The sequence below is a fragment of the Citricoccus nitrophenolicus genome (genome assembly GCF_047305825.1).
In the GTDB taxonomy this organism is placed as follows: domain Bacteria; phylum Actinomycetota; class Actinomycetes; order Actinomycetales; family Micrococcaceae; genus Citricoccus; species Citricoccus nitrophenolicus.
Genome location: NZ_CP063070.1, coordinates 1,849,577 through 1,863,565, shown reverse-complemented (window position 1 = coordinate 1,863,565; position 13,989 = coordinate 1,849,577). Strand labels below are relative to the sequence as shown.

Annotated in this window: 14 protein-coding genes; 8 read left to right on the top strand and 6 right to left on the bottom strand. The window is 70.1% G+C overall.

Annotation, left to right across the window (positions count from 1 at the left end; genetic code table 11):
• Window position 1: 1 nt before the first annotated feature.
• Both IMT31_RS08560 and IMT31_RS08555 read right to left on the bottom strand, forming a co-directional pair.
• Window positions 2-1,363 carry an MFS transporter gene (locus IMT31_RS08560; protein ID WP_413542459.1) on the bottom strand — a complete coding sequence of 454 codons (1,362 nt, stop codon included), beginning with the start codon at window positions 1,361-1,363 and terminating at the stop codon, window positions 2-4.
• Window positions 1,360-2,478: an MBL fold metallo-hydrolase gene (locus IMT31_RS08555; protein WP_413542458.1), complete on the bottom strand. Its 1,119-nt coding sequence runs from the start codon at window positions 2,476-2,478 to the stop codon at window positions 1,360-1,362. Before IMT31_RS08555 ends, IMT31_RS08560 begins: the two co-directional genes overlap by 4 nt.
• Window positions 2,479-2,612: 134 nt before the next feature.
• Between IMT31_RS08555 and IMT31_RS08550 the strand changes: the two genes are divergently transcribed.
• Both IMT31_RS08550 and IMT31_RS08545 read left to right on the top strand, forming a co-directional pair.
• Window positions 2,613-3,566, top strand: coding sequence for a LysR family transcriptional regulator (locus IMT31_RS08550; protein WP_413542457.1), 954 nt, complete (start codon window positions 2,613-2,615; stop codon window positions 3,564-3,566).
• Window positions 3,567-3,587: 21 nt separating this feature from the next.
• Window positions 3,588-4,547 carry an NADP-dependent oxidoreductase gene (locus tag IMT31_RS08545; RefSeq protein ID WP_413542456.1) on the top strand — a complete coding sequence of 320 codons (960 nt, stop codon included), beginning with the start codon at window positions 3,588-3,590 and terminating at the stop codon, window positions 4,545-4,547.
• Window positions 4,548-4,584: 37 nt separating this feature from the next.
• Here the strand turns inward: IMT31_RS08545 and IMT31_RS08540 are convergent, their stop codons facing one another.
• Window positions 4,585-4,821 (bottom strand): hypothetical protein, encoded by a 237-nt coding sequence (locus IMT31_RS08540; RefSeq protein WP_413542455.1) that lies wholly within the window; start codon window positions 4,819-4,821, stop codon window positions 4,585-4,587.
• Window positions 4,821-5,276, bottom strand: a complete 456-nt coding sequence (locus IMT31_RS08535) for a hypothetical protein (protein WP_413542454.1) — start codon at window positions 5,274-5,276, stop codon at window positions 4,821-4,823. Before IMT31_RS08535 ends, IMT31_RS08540 begins: the two co-directional genes overlap by 1 nt.
• A gap of 123 nt (window positions 5,277-5,399) precedes the next feature.
• On the opposite strand from IMT31_RS08535, the gene IMT31_RS08530 reads away from it, so the two are divergent.
• Genes IMT31_RS08530 through IMT31_RS08520 form a run of 3 tightly spaced genes read left to right on the top strand, consistent with a single transcriptional unit; the run spans window position 5,400 to window position 7,697 of the window.
• Window positions 5,400-5,834 (top strand): OsmC family peroxiredoxin, encoded by a 435-nt coding sequence (locus IMT31_RS08530; protein ID WP_413542453.1) that lies wholly within the window; start codon window positions 5,400-5,402, stop codon window positions 5,832-5,834.
• Window positions 5,835-5,839: 5 nt separating this feature from the next.
• Complete coding sequence (locus IMT31_RS08525; protein ID WP_413542452.1) at window positions 5,840-6,976, top strand: serine hydrolase domain-containing protein; 1,137 nt, start codon at window positions 5,840-5,842, stop codon at window positions 6,974-6,976.
• A 49-nt stretch (window positions 6,977-7,025) separates the two neighbouring features.
• Window positions 7,026-7,697 (top strand): YczE/YyaS/YitT family protein, encoded by a 672-nt coding sequence (locus IMT31_RS08520; RefSeq protein WP_413542451.1) that lies wholly within the window; start codon window positions 7,026-7,028, stop codon window positions 7,695-7,697.
• A 32-nt stretch (window positions 7,698-7,729) separates the two neighbouring features.
• Here the strand turns inward: IMT31_RS08520 and IMT31_RS08515 are convergent, their stop codons facing one another.
• Entirely contained in the window at window positions 7,730-8,743 is a 1,014-nt protein-coding gene (locus IMT31_RS08515; protein ID WP_413542450.1) for an MsnO8 family LLM class oxidoreductase, read from the bottom strand.
• A gap of 122 nt (window positions 8,744-8,865) precedes the next feature.
• Between IMT31_RS08515 and IMT31_RS08510 the strand changes: the two genes are divergently transcribed.
• The 3 genes from IMT31_RS08510 to IMT31_RS08500 all read left to right on the top strand — a co-directional run bounded on the left by IMT31_RS08510 (window position 8,866) and on the right by IMT31_RS08500 (window position 11,115).
• Window positions 8,866-9,210, top strand: coding sequence for a PadR family transcriptional regulator (locus IMT31_RS08510; RefSeq protein WP_413542449.1), 345 nt, complete (start codon window positions 8,866-8,868; stop codon window positions 9,208-9,210).
• On the top strand, window positions 9,207-10,184 hold the full coding sequence (locus tag IMT31_RS08505; RefSeq protein WP_413542448.1) for an HAAS signaling domain-containing protein: 978 nt from the start codon (window positions 9,207-9,209) through the stop codon (window positions 10,182-10,184). The genes IMT31_RS08510 and IMT31_RS08505 overlap by 4 nt, the downstream gene beginning before the upstream one ends.
• 223 nt (window positions 10,185-10,407) lie before the next feature.
• Complete coding sequence (locus IMT31_RS08500) at window positions 10,408-11,115, top strand: C40 family peptidase (protein ID WP_413542447.1); 708 nt, start codon at window positions 10,408-10,410, stop codon at window positions 11,113-11,115.
• Between the two features lie 99 nt (window positions 11,116-11,214).
• Here IMT31_RS08500 and IMT31_RS08495 read toward each other — a convergent pair whose 3' ends face one another.
• Window positions 11,215-13,974 carry a hypothetical protein gene (locus IMT31_RS08495; RefSeq protein WP_413542446.1) on the bottom strand — a complete coding sequence of 920 codons (2,760 nt, stop codon included), beginning with the start codon at window positions 13,972-13,974 and terminating at the stop codon, window positions 11,215-11,217.
• Between the last annotated feature and the right edge of the window lie 15 nt (window positions 13,975-13,989).

Genomic DNA, 13,989 nt, shown 5'->3' with positions numbered 1-13,989 from the left:
GTCAGAGAAGATCCTTGCGGCTGGACTCCTTGGTGAGGAGGACGGCAAGCGTGCAGATCGCCAGCATCCCGGCCCAGAAGGCTCCGACGAGGACCACCGATCCCCCGGCGAGGATCATGAGGCCTGCCGCGATCATCGGGGTGAAGCCGGCACCGACCACGGAGGCGCCCTGGTACGCCAGAGACGCTCCGGTGTACCGCACCTTTCCCGGGAACTGTTCTGCGACGAAGGCGCCGATCGGGCCGTACAGGAGGCCCTGGACTATGCCGTTGCCCAGGACCATGGCCAGGGCGAAGCTCCACATGGTTCCGGTGGTGAGCAACAGGACGAGCGGGTAGGCCGAGACGATGCCGACCACCCCGGCGATGGTCAGCATCCGCCGACGTCCGATGCGGTCTGACATGCGTGCGGCCCAGAAGGTGACGACGAGCGTGAGGGCGGCTGCTGCGGCCTTCCAGTTCAGCACGGCTGACCGGTCCAGGCCCTGCTCGACGGCCATGGACACACCCCACACCGTGAGGATGGCCTGGCAGACGTAGAACCCCATGGCCGCGGCCAAAGCCAGGGCCACGGCTCGCCAGTGATGCTGGATGACCTCCACGATGGGTAGCTTGCGCGCCTCGCTCTCCTCCGAGAGCTTCTGGAAGACCGGGGACTCAGCGACCTTCAGGCGGATCACCATGCCCACGACGATCAGGACGGCCGAGAGCAGGAAGGGAATCCGCCAGCCCCACTCGAGGAAGTGGTCCCCGGTCAGTGCCGAGACGGAGGACACCACCAGGGTCGCCATGATGGCGCCGGCCGGCCCTCCGGCATTGGCGAAGGACGTGGCGAAGCCACGAGACTGCTTCGGCGCGTGCTCCAAGGCCATTAGCGCGGCACCGCCCCACTCTCCGCCGACCGCAATGCCCTGGACCACCCGGAGGGTGATCAGGATGAGGGGTGCGGCGATGCCGATGGTCGCCGTGGTCGGCAACAGGCCGATGAGCACGGTGGCCACACCCATGATCATCATGGACAAGACCAACATCTTCTTGCGCCCGATGCGGTCACCGAAGTGGCCGAACACCAACCCGCCGAGCGGCCGCGCCAGGTAGCCGGCCGCCAGGGTCCCGAACGAGGCGAACATGGCGACGGCCGGATCCAGGCCGTTGAAGAACACCTGGTTGAAGACCACGGAGGCGGCGGTGGCGTAGAGGATGAAGTCGTAGTACTCGATGGCCGTGCCGATGAAACTCGAGGAGAGGATCCGGCGCATGTCCTTGGTGTTCAGGGACGTCGCCGTCTCCACGGGTGCCGAAGGGTCGAGGACGGGGGGAGTGGAGGGGGAACCGGTGGTCAGCACGGGGTCAGCCTTGCTCATGGGGTCATCACATCCTGGGGTGAAGTGGCCTGGTTCTCAGGGTCTGCCGCGGCTGGCGCCTGCGGAGAGGGGCGGGCTGCCCCGAAGGGGATGGACTGGAGGTCGTCGGGGACATGGAACTCCCCGTCGAAGAGCGCCTCGCCGCGTTCCCAGACGGCGGGCGCCGCCGTACCCGGGACCAGGTGGTGGAGGGCCAGTTGGCGTGCTCCGGCGGCCGTCGCGATCCGCGCGGCGCCCTCCACGGAGGTATGGGACTTGTAGTGGTGATCCCGGGAGGCCCTGGAGGCCTCGTCCACCTTGTCGGCGTACATCGACTCCACGAAGCCGAAATCGATGGCCTCGTGCAGCAGCAGGTCGGTCCCCTGGGCCAGCCGGACCATGTTCGCCGTCTCCGCCGTGTCCCCGGAGAACGTCACTGAGCCCTCTGCCGTCTCGAAGCGGAAGCCGAAGGCCGGGGCGACCGGGGGATGCTCGACGAGGATGGCGCTGACCGTGACGTACTCGTCCCGGAAGATGACGAAGGGGTCCATGTCCGGGTTCGGACGGTCGTTCGGGTGGTATCCGAGGCCCTGGGGGAGTTCGATGTCCTCCACCTGGAAGAGGTCCAGCGGATTGGGCCGCAGACTGTCCAGGATGCGGTCGTTGAGATCGGTGGCGTGGGCGTGCATTAGGGTCCTGAACAGGTCCCGGGTGCCCGGCGTGGGATTCTCCGGGTTCAGCGGTTGCGGGGCCCGTTGGGCACGTGGCGAGACCCGGGGCAACATGCCGCGGTCCCCCGGGCCCATGATCGTGACCGGGCGGTCCTGACGGTCGGTCATCTCGTACAGGCCGAACAGGGCCAGACTGCCGAGGTCCACCGTGTGATCTGAATGGAGGTGGGTGATGAACACCCCGCGCAGGCCGGCCATGGTCAGCCCTGCCTCATTGAGGCGGCGGCCCACGCCGTGGCCACAGTCGACGAGGTAGAACCCGTCACCCACCACCACCGCAGTGGAGATGCCGCACCGCTGCTGCGGCACCCCGCGGGTCCACCACCGCGGGCCACCGGCAGTGCCCAGGGTGACGATGTGCGGATCGAGTGCAGATGTCGATGGAGTGGTCAGGGGCTGGCCCATGCCAGGTCTCCTTCCGGTGCCATGCCGGACTGATCCGGCATTTCGTAGAGTTTCAAAATCATTGTGTTTCATCATGATCCAGGTCACAGTATGAGCCAAGCTTGTATATTTGATGAGGCCTATCAGAGGAGCTGATGATGGACGTCACCCTGCGTCAGATGGAGTACTTCTTGGCCGCCCTGGACACGGGATCAATGACCGCCGCTTCGAAGCGCTGCCACGTGTCCCAGTCGGCCACGTCCATGGCCGTCGCCCAGTTGGAGAAGTCCTTGGGAGCCCCCCTGTTCCTGAGGAGTTCCGGACCCCTGATGCCGACGTCGGCGGCATTGGCCTTCGCCGAACACGCCCGCAGGTGTGTGGAGGAGGCGGAGGCCGCACAAGCCGCCGTGACGGAGGCACTGCAGGACCTCTCCGGGTCGATGCGCGTGGGATGTCTGCGTGACCTCGCCAGGGTGATCCTGCCGGAGCTGGCACAGCGCTGCCAGGAGCGATATCCGCAACTGGAGCTGCAGCTGGTCGAGGGGTCTGCCGCGCAGCTCCAGGAGGAGGTGAGGTCCGGCAGGTTCGACCTGGCACTGGTGTATTCGCTGCAGGTCGCCTCGAACCTCTCGATGACGCCGTTGCGTGGAGTGCGGCTCCACGCCGTCCTGCCGGCCGGGCATCCGGCGGCCCGGGGCGAGACCGTCGACTGGGCGGAGATCGCAGGGGAGCCGGCCATCCTCGCGGACGGTCCGCCGACCGTCGACCGGCTCACCGCGCAGGCGCATCGCCTCGGACTCGAGCTGAACATCCGGTGGACGCTCTCCTCCATGGAGGCGATCCGCTCCCTCGTGGCGCGCGGTCTCGGCTACTCGCTGACGAACGTGCCTCCCGGCAGTTCGGCGCTGGTGGACGGCCTCGAGGTGGTGTTCAAGCCCCTCTCCAACGACCTGCTGCCCAATCGCATCTGCGCACTGCACGCGCCCGGGGTGGGGCGCCTGCGCAAGACCAGAGCCGTGCTGGACCTCATCCGTGAGGTGACCCAGGGTGGGGAGGCCGCTACGGCCCGGGAGTCCAGGCCGGTGGCACCCCGGCCGGACGGGGCGTAGGGCACCTGCTTGACTGGGTCCATGCGCGCATTCGGTTTCACCCAGTACGGCGGCCCCGAGGTCATGCACCACCTCGAGGTGGAGGACCCCGTGCCCGGCGAGGGGCAGGTGCTCATCCGGCTCCAGGCCTCCGGGGTCAATCCTGCGGACATCAAGGTCCGCTCGGGCCTGCGGCGGGACCGGATCCGGGCGGTCTTCCCCATGGCGATGGGCCGCGAGGCAGCCGGCGAGGTCCTGAGCGTCGGGCCGGGCGTCAGCGACTTCGCACCCGGGGACCAGGTGTTCGGCTCGACGGCGGCCGGGACCGGGTCCATGAGCGAGCTGGTCCTGCTTCAGGCGGCGGCCACGGCCCACCGGCCGGCCGAAGTGAGCGTGAAACAGGCCGCCTCGATCCCCGTCTCGGTGGCCACGGCTCACGACGCCCTCGACGAACTCGACCTGCCGGAGGGCTCCAGCCTCCTGGTGCTCGGCGCCGGTGGCGGCGTGGGCACGGCGGCCTGCGGCCTGGCCCGGCCGCGCGGGCTACGCGTGTTGGGTGTGGCCTCGGAGTCCAAACGGACGGCCGTGGAGGAGCTCGGTGCCGTGCACGTGCCCAAGGGCGCCGGCTGGGTGGACCGGGTACGCCAACTGGCCCCGGACGGCGTGGACGCCGTGATCGACGCCGTGGGTGGGCCGGTCCTCCAGGAGGGCGTCGGCCTCCTCCGTGCCCGAGCGGGAACCGGAGCCGAGCCGGGGTCCCCCACCGATGCCGGTGTGCTGCCGGTGCGCAGCGCGGCTGATTTCGGGCTTGTCGCGGAGCTCGGCGGCAAGCCGGTGGACCGGCGCCGGACCACGGCCGTCTTCACCGAGGTGGCCGCGCTGATCGCCGGCGGGATCTTCGTCTCCGTTGTCTCCGCCGCCTGGCCGCTGGCCGAGGCACATCAGGCCGTGGCCGCCGTCGAGCAGCACAGTCCGGTGGGCAACGTGGTGGTGCTCGGCTGAGGAGGTGGGTGGCTCAGCCAGCGGGACGGACGAGCGGTCAGACGGCGGTGACCCAGGGCCGCAGGAGCTCGCCGAGCTGTTCCTCGGAGCGATACGGCACCACGTCGAAACCACCCAGGCCGGCATCGGCCTCGGCAGGCTGACCCCAGTCCTGACGGAACTCGAGCACCGCGACCTCCTGGTCCACGATGGTGACCACCACGCTGCGGCGCCCCGGAGGGGTCGCCTCGATGACGAGGGTGGCGGCGGACTCCCTGTACAGCCGGGCGGCCATCAGGGCGCCGGCCGGCGTGGGGTGGAGACGTCCGCCCGTCCGCTCCAGCAGCTCCAGGCGCCGCAGCAGCTCGAGTTGTTCCGGGTCCCTCTGCCGGGCGCGGGATCCCCGGGTCGGGGCGCCAGCCCCTCCAGGACCCGGACCCAGCGGGGCCGCCACCGGGCGGGCATGCCGGAGGTGCCCATGAAGTGCCCGGTGACCACGAGGGCCAGCCCGCCGAAGAAGCCCACGGTCCAGGCGATGCCGCTGGCCGTCGTCGGGCCTCCGGATGCGAAGAGATCGGCCACGGGCGTGGAGAGCCCCATCAGGACGAGGCCGGCGCCCAGGGGGACCATGGCCGGTCCGAGGTGGCCGGCGTAGATGTGGGGACGGGAGAGCCACCGGCGGTTCCAGCCGGCGTAGGCACCCCAGCCCAGCACCAGGAAGACCGCGCCGAGCAGGATGAAGAACCACATGACGACTCCTGGCGGTATAGGTGCCCCGACCCCCTGACAATACCGGTGGGATGGGGATACGGTGGCCACGTCGGCCGCCGACCCGGCGGCCCGGCACGCCCAGACATCTTCAGGAGGATCACCATGCCCCGTCCGATCGTCAGCCAAGCCAGCACCTCGTGGGACGGAGACCTCTTCACCGGATCCGGCTCCACCACCCTGAAGACCTCCGGATCCGGCACCTTTGACGTGAACTGGAAGGCCCGTGCCGAGGAGGCCGGGTCCGCCACGAACCCGGAGGAGCTGCTCGCCGCGGCCCACGCCACCTGCTACACCATGCAGTTCTCCAACATGCTCAAGGAGAACGGCACCGCCCCCACCCACCTGGACACCTCCGCGGACGTCACGTTCGAGGCCGGGGTGGGGATCTCGAAGATCACCCTGGTGGTGAAGGGCCAGGTCGAGGGGATCTCCACGGAGGACTTCGTCCGGATCGCCAGCGAGGCCAAGGACCAGTGCCCCGTCTCGCAGGCGCTCGCCGGCGTGCCGGACATCAGCGTGGACGCCACCCTGGCCTAGACCGGATGGAGATGTTCGATCGGGTCGGTGCCGAGATGGGCGCCGCCGTGCAGGACATGCAGTTCCCCGGGTTGGTCTGGTCCCTGACCTCCGGGCACGACGCCGGCCGACAGGTGGCGCTCGAGGCCCCCGGTGACGTGCCGGGAGACGCGCTGATCCGCATCGCCTCGGTCACCAAGCCGATCGCCGCGGCGGCGACCCTCGCGCTGACCGAGGCCGGCGTGCTGGATCTGGATGACCCGGTCGAGCGGTTCGTGCCGTCCTGGGCCGGGCGCCGCGTGCTGGGCATCCGGAACGGTCCCCTGTCCGAGACGGTGCCGGCGGACCGGCCGACCACGGTGCGGGACCTGCTGGCGATGGGCTTCGGGCTCGGCTATGACGCGGGCGCCCCGGAGGGGGACGCCCTCTCCGCAGCGACGTCAGCGGCCGGGCTCTACTCGGACTGGAGGGTCCCCGCCCTGGATCCGGACACGTGGGCCGAGCGGGCTGCGGTGCTGCCGATGGCACACCAGCCTGGACAGGGGTGGCTCTACCAGTCCTCCTTCGACGCGCTGACCGTGGTGGTGCAGGCCGCCACCGGCCAGGGCTTCGAGGCGGTCCTGCGCGAGCGGATCCTGGACCCGTTGGGGATGGCCGAGACCGGGTTCACGGTGCCGGAGGAATCGCTGGACCGGGTGCCCCGGCATGGATTCCCCGATGCCGCCGGCGGCCCGGCGGAGATCCTCCCGGCCGGCGACCGCGCCCTGCTGACACCGCCCAGGTTCCCATCCGCAGCCACCGGACTGGTCTCCACGGCGGCCGACCTGATGCGCTTCGCCAGCATGCTGCTGGACGGTGGGTCGGGTCCGAACAGGCGGGTGCTCACCGAGGACTCCGTGCGCGCCATGACCACGGAGACCACCACCGGGGCCGGCCGCGAGATGGGACGAGGACTCCTGCCGGAGGGCCAGGCCTGGGGACTGGGCGTGGGGATCGATCCCGCCGGGCGATTCGGCTGGGACGGCGGGACCGGATCGAGCCTCTGGGTGGACCCGGCAGCAGGGGTGGCCGGCGTGCTCCTGACCACCGAGGGGATGGGATCGCCCGAGCCACCCGCCTACCTGCAACGGTTCTGGCGGGCGGTGCAGAGCTTGCCCACCTGAGTCTGCCGATCGCCGGACCCTCCTGTCCGTCTCGCCTAGAGTGTCTGCGGTGAGAACTGAAGCGGGCCAGACACCACCGGAGCGGTCCTTGGTCTGGCGGTGGGTGCGGTTCCTTCTGGGGGTGTGCCTGATCGCGCTGGGGGTGGCCCTGAGTATCCGCGCCGGGCTGGGTGCCACGCCGATCTCCACCATCCCCACCGTCCAGGCCGAGGTCACTCCCATCACGGTCGGCACGTTCCTGATGGCCATGAACGTGTTCTTCGTGGTGCTTCAGGTGGTCTTGCTCCGACGCCGGTTCCCGCCCTTCCAGTTCATCCAGGTCCCCATTGCCGTGGTCTTCGGCCTGATGTGCGACGCGGCGCTCTGGGCCACCCGCTGGATCACCCCAGAGCACTATGCCGAGCAGGTGTGGTGGACGGTGGCGAGTGTGCTCGTGATCGCGGTGGGCGTCTACATCGAGGTGGCAGCCCGGGTCGCCTATCTGCCCGGAGACGGCATCGTCTTCACCCTGCATCAGGTGACCCGGATACGTTTCGGCACCGTGAAGCAGCTCTTCGACTGGTCCCTGGTGGTCCTGGCGGTCGCGCTGTCCTATCTGCTGCTCGGGGAGCTGTTCGGTGTCCGTGAGGGCACGGCCCTCTCGGCGCTCGGTGTGGGCGCCGTGGTCAAGGTCATCGAGCGGCTGCACTCCAGGTGGTTGATTCGGCGTCGCCACGGCTGAGGCCCTTCTCCAGTGAGGGTCAGTAGTGAGGGTCAGCCGAGGTCACCCGGGGGTCCGACGAACAGCTCCGCCACCAGTTCGTCCGAGCGCCGTTGACCGGCGCGATCGCTCATGCCTCCGGTGACCAGTACCTCGTCGGCACCCGTGAACGCCACCAGCTCCTCCACCTGACGGCGCACCTGCTCCGGGGTGCCGTGGATTCCGGTGGCGAGGTTCTCCGCGACCCGCTGCTCATCACGTGCGGTGACGGAGCCGGCGTCGTGCAAGGCCTTGATCTCCGCCACCGGCACCAGGGCCCAGGCCTCGGGCAGCACCAGGTCCCGTGCGGCCTGCGGGGTGTCCGCCACGGCGAGCGTGGCCGAGGCGATCACGTACGGTGTGGGGAACCACCGCGAGGGACGGAAGTCACGGCGGTAGCGCGCCAGGCCCTGATGCTCGGTCACCTGCGCGTCCGGAGTCCCGCGCTGGAAGAGGGACGGCCCGCCCACAACGACGGCCAGGCCGGCCTCCGCGGCCCATCTGAGCCCCTGCCCGGTCGCCAACACGAACACCGGGGTGGCGGCATGGTCCTGGGGGCGGGCGGTGAAGGCGGCCGTACCGCCGAGGTAGGTGAGGAGCTCGGCGAGTTCCTCCGGGAATCGCTGCGCCGCGTCCCTGTCCCGGCGCAGGGCCCGGCGCACGGCGGGGGTGAACCCGACCGAGCGGCCCAGGCCGAGGTCGATCCGCCCGGGGAACAGCGCCTGGAGCGTGGCGGCCTGCTCGGCGACGACCAGCGGCTGGTGGTTGGGCAGCATGACGCCGCCGGAGCCCACCCGCAGTCGCTCGGTGGCCCCCGCAACGGCGGTCATCAACAGGGTCGGCGTGGATCCGGCGATGCCCGGCACGCCGTGGTGTTCGGCCACCCAGAAGCGCCGGTACCCGAGCCTCTCGACCCGCTGGGCCCGGGCGATGACCCCGTGCAGGACCTCGGACTCGGTGACCCCGGCCAGGGCGTTGGCGCGGTCGAGGAGGGAGACGGGAAGGCCGGAGAGAGGGTTCGGGGTCATGACGACACAACGGCGGATGGCCCCGGAATATTGCCGGAACCCTGAGGAGTGCGCCGGGCTGGATCTGAGAGGAGACCCCCTGTTCATTGCGATAGTGTGTGACACACAGTATCGTGTGAGGCATGGATGAAGAGCTGTCCTCCACCCTCGCCACCCACCGGCAGGAGTTGCGGCGGGGCACCCTCGTGGTGGCCTGCCTGCTGGCCTGCCGGACCCCGCGTTACGGCTACGCGCTCCTGGAGTACCTCGGCTCCGCGGGAATGGAGGCGGAGGCCAACACCCTGTATCCGCTGCTGCGCCGGCTCGAGGGCCAGGGGCTGCTGAAGGCGGAGTGGAACACGGACGAGCCTCGTCCGCGCAAGTACTACAGCCTCACCGGGGACGGCGCCGAGATGGCGGACAGGCTCCGGGATGAATGGACACGACTGACGGCCAGCATGGCCTCACTCAGGAAGGAATCACCATGAGTGCACTGACGCGCCGCTACATCGACCAGGTCGTCGGGCACCTTCCCGATGGTCGGCGCGGGGACATCTCCCGTGAGCTGGACACCCTCATCGCGGACATGCAGGAGGAGCGGCTCGCCGCCGGGGCTGATGGGGCCGCCGCCGAGCGGGAGGCGCTCGAGGAGCTCGGCGATCCGGCCCGTCTGGCCGCCACGTACCGCAATGCCCCGAACCACCTGATCGGTCCAGGGCTGTATCCGCTCTTCACCCGGATGCTGGCCTGGCTGCTCCCGCTGGTGTTGCTGGTCGCACTGGTCGTCAACATCGTCGTCTACACCGCCACGGAACCCGAGGCGGCCCTCGGCGGGATGATCGGCCAGGTCGTCGGGGCCCTGCTCAATGCGCTGGTGTGGACCCTGGGGTCCGTGACCGCGCTGTTCTGGCTCCTCGAACGGGTCCTCCCGGAACGTGACCTCAGGTCCTCCCTCGGAGTCGGTGCCACGCGGTGGACCGTCGAGGCGCTGGACACGGAGATCGTCAACGCCCGTGGTGCCCGCTCGGAGGCCGTCACGGGGTTGGTCTTCCTGGCGGTCCTGGCCGTGCTGCCGCTGGTCCCCACCTCCTTCCTCTATGTGGGACACCTGAATGACGGGGGGCCGTTCGTCAACCAGGCCCTCTGGGGCTTCTGGCTCCCCGCCTACTACGTGCTGCTGGTCATGGCGGCTGCCGTGGACCTCTGGACGGCCGTGCAGGGGATGTCCCGGCCGATCGTGGTCGCCCGTGCCGTTCTCGACATCGCGGCCGGAGTGTTCCTCACGGCCCTGGTGCTCACCCAGCAGGTGATCGACCCCGCGATCGACTCGGGCATCCTCCAGACCGCCGGTGCCGTGGACTGGGTGGACGTGCTCTACCTGGCGGTCATCTGGATGGTGGTGGCGTGGGATCTGTACGTCTGCGTGAAGTACTGGCGCACCCTCAGGGCCACCGCCGATTGATGTCGGTAGGGTAACGCTGGACCGCCAGGACGCGGTGTCCACTCGACTCGCACGGCTTGAGCGGGCGTCGCCTTTCTGGCCGGGTCCTTGAGTTCAGGCGGCGGGCAGGTGGCCATCAGGTTATCGCAAGGTTGCGGTTTAATAACGAACCTGTACATTTAAGTAACGCTCCGATAACACCGGATGCCGTGTGCACACCATCGTCTATTCAAGGTATTCCTCCATGACTTTCTCCACCCGCCGTGATCGCCTCGCAGCTGAGCGTCAGGCCCGTAGGTCCCATGCCCGCCGACGCCTGGCCGTGGGAACCCTCGGGGTGACCACCGCCTTCGGTGCGGTCCTTGCTGGCGTGGCCCCGGCCTCCGCCAACGACGGCTCGCAGCCTGCCTCCAGTTATCAGGACTGGAGCTACCAGGGCGAGTCCACCGGCTCGACCTCCGGCTCCACGCCCGGCTACGCCTCGGACTACTCCACCGCCTCCACCGGCTCGACCGGGTCCTCGAGCGAGGAGGCCTCCTACCAGCTGGCCTCGTACTCCTCCTCGTCGACCGGCTCCTACGGTGCGGCCGTGGACTGGGCCGTGGCCACCGCGAACGATCCCTCCGTCGGCTACGCCTACGGAGGCAACGGCCCCTCCGCGTACGACTGCTCCGGCTTCACCCAGAACGCCTTCGCCCAGGCCGGTGTGGACCTGCCCAGGACCTCCAGCGCCCAGTACGCCTCGGCCAACCAGTACGTCGGCCTGGACGAGCTGCAGGTCGGGGACCTGGTGTTCTGGTCCAACAATGGTTCCTCCTCGGGGATCTACCACGTGGCCATGTACATCGGCGACGGCAAGATCGCCCACGCCCGCAACTACACCGAGGGCGTCTCCGTCACGGACGTGGACTACAGCCCCTGGAACATGTTGGGCACTGCCGCGCGGTACTGATCCCGGCCGGAACCCACGCGACGCTGGCCCCCCAGTGTCCACCCCCACTGTGCGGGCAGAGATGACCAGTCATTTCTGCCCGCACAGTGCTTTGTGGGGTCAGGCGCCGAAGCGCTGCTCGCTCAGCAGCTCATCAGTCCTCCGAGCTGCGTCGGCCCGCTGCGAGGTGAGGGTCTCCACCAGGCGCCGCACGTGCCGGACGCGGGACTCCCAGGCGGCGCCGCGCTGCTCCCGGCGCGGCAGGCGCTCCAGGGCCATGACCTCGCGCCAAGCGGTGACCAGGGCCGACTCATAGAGCCGCTGGTCGGCCTGCTCGGCCCGGCCCCCGGTCTCCGAGTCCGAGCCCAGCACCGCCACCAGGTCCAGTCGGGACAGGTCCAGCCCCAGGGCGAGGCCGTTGAGGTCCTTGCGCAGTCCCGCCAGTTCCCGCCGGACCGCGGCGGTGCCCTGCCGGCGCCGGCCGGCCTCGAGCGCCGCCAGGACGAGCATCAGGACGGTCAACAGTCCGGTCCACGCGCTGACGCTGACCGCCCAGAACACGGCGGCCGGACTCACGTTGTCCACGCTGAGGTGGTTGTACTCCATGGTCCGGCCCAGGTCCTTCAGGTCATAGGCCACCCACCAGCCGATCGAGACATCAGCCTGGTCCCCGCGGCCGTAGACCGTGGGTTTGGTGCCGTTGAAGAAGTAGGCACCCATCCGGCTGCTGACGCCCACGCTGAACTCGCCCGTCAGGGCGTAGCTGAACGCATAACTGCCGTCATCCAGCAGCCACACGGGCAGGATGGCCTGCCCCAGGGCCACGTCACCGGTCTCGGAGTCCAGGACCTCCGGGTACTCGGCGGCCACGTCCTGCTTGACCCGTCGGTGGGCCTCCAACAGGTCCCAGTACTCGATGTTGATCCGGTGGTCGTACTCCGGGTCCGGGATGTAGTCGATGTACTCCGCGGCGGGCAGCAGGGCCACCGTCAGGTCGAGATCGGCCGGTAGCAGGGCGGCTTCCTCGTTGTGGGCCGCAGACCAGGCCATCCGCTCCCGGATGTAGTCCAGGTCGAGGCTCGCCTCCTGAGTCTGCGGCTCGTGGTCCCCGGGGCCGACCAGCCCCGCCAGCTGCCCCGGGTCGCCGTAGACCTGGAGTCCGGCCAGGGGGCGGTCGCCGGTGAGGTCCTTGCCGTACTGGATGTGACTGTCCTCGATCTGCGAGGCCGCGAGGAGGCCCGCCCCCAGGGCGAGCAGCAGCGGGATCAGGCCCATGGCCAGTCCGTAGCGGGCCGCCCCGGAGGCCTCTCGGGCCGGGGGCGGCGCCGGGTTGCCGTGAGCCTCTTGCCGTTCGATCAGCTCGAGGACCCGCTCGGTCGCCTGGAGGGGACCCATCCGGTGGCCGTGGCCCAGGCCCAGGGCGGCCCGCAGCTCGGTGAACGAGTCCGTGGCCCCGGCCGTGGAGACCGAGACCCGGGCGCGGGCCCGCTCCTCCACCGTCTCGTCGACACTCCGGGTGGTGGCCGCATTCGGGAGGGTCTTCGGTGAGTCCATGTGCCGGGACATCCGGGCGGCGGTGGCGCGGATCTCCTGCTCCACGGCGTTCCACCGTTCCAGCAGGGCCCCGTGCCGGGCCACCAGGCCCGCCGCCTGGTCACCGGCTGCGGTTCCGCTCTCCGTGCCGTCCACGGAAGCGGCCCCAGCACCGGCCCCGGGCCCGACGCCGGCCGCCACCTCCTGCGCGATGACCAGCAGTTGGGCGCGGTGCCCCTCCAGGGCGCGGGCCTCAGCCGGGTAGCGGCCGTGGTGCGCGAGCACCTCGTCGATGGACTGGAGGAGGGGCAGGGCGAGCTGGTCCAGGACGGAGCGGGCGCCGGCGTGGCCGGACCGGACCTCGGCCGCTTGCGCCAGGGCATCGGTGCGGCGCTTGAGATCGAGGGTGTCTGCGGCGAATCCGCCCAGGTCGGCCTCGAGCTCCTCGGCGGTCCGGGCCTTCAGCGGCGAAACGGTGCCGTCGAGGTCTGCCACCAGTCCCTGCTCGGTGCGGGCCAGATCCCAGGTGAGGTCCTGGACGCGCTTCCAGTCGTTGCGCAGCTGCTCCCTCGGGCCCCGGCCCGCCACGGGGCCGGCGGCTTCCGGTTCATCGAGCAGTGCCGCGGCCACGTCCACGCGTAGCTGCAGCGTCTCCAGCTCGAGGACGGCGCGGGCCAGCCGGAGCTGGGCCTCACCGAAGGCACGGTACCGGGCCCGCTCCTGACGGCGGCGGTGAAGCCAGCGGTACATGGCCAGGATGGCTGCGAACATGGGCAGGGCGGCCAGGGGCGCCCACAGCAGCGGGGTGCGCGCGCCGCCGTCGAACCGCAGGTCCGCCGCCGTCAGACCGGCTCCGAGCACGGCGTGTGGTCCGTGCCCGAGGGTGCGGTTGTTGACGAAGGTCTCGCGGATGGTGGCCGCATCCTCGTAGTGATCGCTGTAGTCCTCCCCGGAGAAGGCCACGCGGTGGGCGTCCGGCAGGGACAGGTCCAGGTCCTCGGGGTCATCGGCGATGGACAGCATGACGTCCGCGTTCCCGGTCTCACCGTCCGAGTACTCGCTCCACTCCAGGTCCCGGCCCACCACGTGCAGGGTGAAGGGCCGGTGGGACAGCCCGATGCCCTCGGCCGCGGCCTCCACGGACTGCTGCGTGATGCCGTAGGGCAGCCCCTCGTCCACCACGAAGGTGATGGGCTCCGTGGGCTCGGCGGTGACCTGCTGGAAGCCGATGGCACCGAGCAGCACGGAGAGCCCGGCCAGGGCCACGGCCAGGACGGGGAAGCGGGACGGTGGACGGCGGCGCAACGGGCCGCTGCGCTGCGATCTGCGGGTGCGGGTGCGGGGCACGGTTCAAGAGTCTAG